Here is a 2862-nt window from a genome sequence, read left to right as displayed (position 1 = left end):
CTATTGAGACATCGCCTTTAAGTGGAATCAACAATTTATTTTTTAACCTTTCCGCTGAAAACATATAACGTTCTTCATGTTTTTCTAACTCTATTGTTTCACTAGTACACTCTAATGATGTTGTAATGCTAGAATATTCTCTGCATAAATTATGTACATAAAAAACCGGTGTGTAATATGTATTTCTAATTACTTTTAGATAGATTCCTGTTATCAATGGACCCAATCTATTATCCATTTCAAGTAATCGAGTCTTTTTTAATTCTGGAAAAAGTTGCTTCCAATCATTTGTTATCTGTCTTTTTGTTACCATCTTTTATCCTCTTTTCTCTTTAGAGGAAGCAATATCGTCAAATATTGCTTCCTGTTTAATTATTTCGGATTTACTTCATGGATGTCATTTTTCGTTAATCCATCTGGCCTTCGCGAATGATTTTGCTCTTTTGCCTATTTGATAGTCCTTTTCCCGGATTCTTTACAAACTTATAATCATATACTTGTCCATCATTTGTATCGTAAACGTCTAGCCTTACGCTGCCTTTTTCATTTCTTGCTTTGCTTTCCTTCCCTTTATAAGGCTGTTCCAGCTTCAAACCTCGATCATCTACAAATTCTTGATAATCATTTGCTATTTTATAAGCTTCACTAAATACTCTCTTTTTTTAAGATAATTGAGGCAATTGAACCTCCCATATTCATTCTTTGTTTCATTCTGTACACTCCATTATTTTTTTCAGTTTATCTGTTCCTCTTTCATTTATAAGCATTCTGATACTGCATCCCATTTTATTGCAATCATCGTAGTCCTCTACTTTATCAAAACACTCTTCTATGAAAGCCAAACCTTCGACTGAGCGTACCTTAAACACTTCTTGACATAGCGTGAAAAATGCTGAATTATTATATTTTTTTTCTTTTTCCATCAATGATGTCCCTTTTGCTAATAAAATTCTTGCAATATCTAAAGCTCCATCACAATTAATGTTACTAGCCAAGTAATGAAATTCATTGCACCCAGCATTTGAAACATTATTTACCTTTGCATTATTTGCTAACAATTCTTTTGCTATATCAAATTTTCTAGCAATCAAGCTTTTTTCAAGAAGACTTATCCCATCTTTGTCAATAATATTAGACACTTCAATAAGATTTTTACCTTCCATTTGCAGTTTCATATTTAAATCATGTATCGTTCCGAACCTAATAATTGTTGCATAATCCGCTTTTTCTATATTCATTGTTGGTCACCTCATTCATACATATGGCTTCTATTAGTTCTAGGTAATTCCGGTCGGTAGTTATCTGGATTTCTATACCATTCTAAGAACTCATCCTTGGTAATTACATCATCCATATACAATTGATGCATTTCAGAATACTTTTCTCCTGGTATGTGCCCCATATCCCACTGTCCATTTCGTGGTTTTGTAGAATCCCATATAATTTCTACACCAGAAGGGTCATATACTTTACCAGTTAGCGGATCTTTTGCATTCTCCCAAACCTGTTCTACCTGCCCTTTTCCATAGCTTGGTCTACTTGTAGCATACGGTTTCTTTACTCCCAAGCCACCCTTATCCGGCAATGCTAATTGTCCGGCTTGCTTGTCTTCTAGTAACAGTTGTCCAGTCTGCTTATCTTCTAATAATAACTGCCCAGCTCGCTTATCTTCCAACAGCGGTTGTCCAGCATGTTTATCTTCTAATAATAACTGTCCGGCTCGCTTATCTTCCAACAGCGGTATTTCAACATCATCCGCAGAATTTAGATTCCTGGTCGCCATTTCCGTGATATGTCCTGGTTCCGGCTTTGGACTGCCTTTGATCAGATTATTCAAAGTGCCTAACGCTTTATCAGCTCCATAGGCAAGACCACCCATTGTACCACCAGCTACAGCTCCTGTCAATCCTCCGGTCAAAGTATCTTTTGCTACCTGTTTCAGGCTGTTTCCTGATAATCCTGAGCTTACACCGCTATACGTTGCACCTCCGATAGCTCCTGTTACAGCTCCACCAACTATGGCTGCTCCGAGAGTTCCTTCTGTCAATCCAAGCGCACCGACTGCTGCAATACCAACTCCACCGGTAAGAACACCAACTCCAATCGCAGCTCCAGTAGCTACAACTGCAATTCCTACTTTCTTCCAGTCAACTTTTCCTAACTGATCTGAAATACGGTCTGCTGTTGTACACATCTGACGAACAACTTCTGCACGGATTTCTGCTCTCCGTTCTGCTACATATGACTGGAAAGATGTATATGTTTTTCCAGCCTTTTGCAGTCCGCTTCCTACTTTTCTGATGAAGTTGCTACCTTTTGATACGATCTTCTGGTAAGTTCCACTGCTAGTAACACGATTTTTCACAGATTGATATGTCTTCGTGTGTGTGACTGCATTTCTTACCGTTTTTGCTGTTTGCTTTACAGCATTTACAACAGTACGAGCCACATTTTTGACCGTATTGACAACTGTTTTTACAACCTTCTTCGCTGTATTAACAATCTTCTTACCAACATTCTTCACCGCACTCACTGCTTTTTTCCACCATGAATGTCCTGTCGGATCATCATAGTTTACCGGATTATTGGATGTATATGCATAGCGATTTCTGGTCAGTGGATTTTCTGTCGTTCCAAGGTCACTATCTTCAGTTGTAAAGGTTCCGTTCTCTGCGTCATAGTATCTTGCCCGCAGATACTGAAGTCCTGTTTTTACATTTGTGGACTCCCCATTATAACCGTAGTAATTGACCCCGTCTGCTGTTCCTGATGTAAGGTTTCCGTATGGATCATACTGATAACTGTTCGTCAGATTAGCATTTTCAGTCAGGATTCCGGTTACGCTGTTTCTTCCGTCATATA

4 protein-coding genes are annotated in these 2862 nt (G+C 38.1%); all 4 read right to left on the bottom strand.

Annotated features, from left to right (window positions below):
* The coding region (locus DXB52_RS15255) for a hypothetical protein (RefSeq protein ID WP_147343393.1) at positions 1-313 on the bottom strand (313 nt) is incomplete at its 3' end.
* Between the two features lie 94 nt (positions 314-407).
* Entirely contained in the window at positions 408-593 is a 186-nt protein-coding gene (locus DXB52_RS15250; RefSeq protein ID WP_118107993.1) for a hypothetical protein, read from the bottom strand.
* A 114-nt stretch (positions 594-707) separates the two neighbouring features.
* Positions 708-1238: an ankyrin repeat domain-containing protein gene (locus tag DXB52_RS15245; RefSeq protein WP_117570136.1), complete on the bottom strand. Its 531-nt coding sequence runs from the start codon at positions 1236-1238 to the stop codon at positions 708-710.
* 11 nt (positions 1239-1249) lie between these two features.
* On the bottom strand, positions 1250-2862 hold a 1613-nt coding region (locus DXB52_RS15235), incomplete at its 5' end, for a GH-E family nuclease (RefSeq protein ID WP_472520501.1).

Source organism: Ruminococcus sp. OM04-4AA (genome assembly GCF_003462585.1).
GTDB lineage: Bacteria > Bacillota > Clostridia > Lachnospirales > Lachnospiraceae > Mediterraneibacter > Mediterraneibacter faecis.
This window is presented reverse-complemented; position numbering and strand designations above follow the sequence as displayed.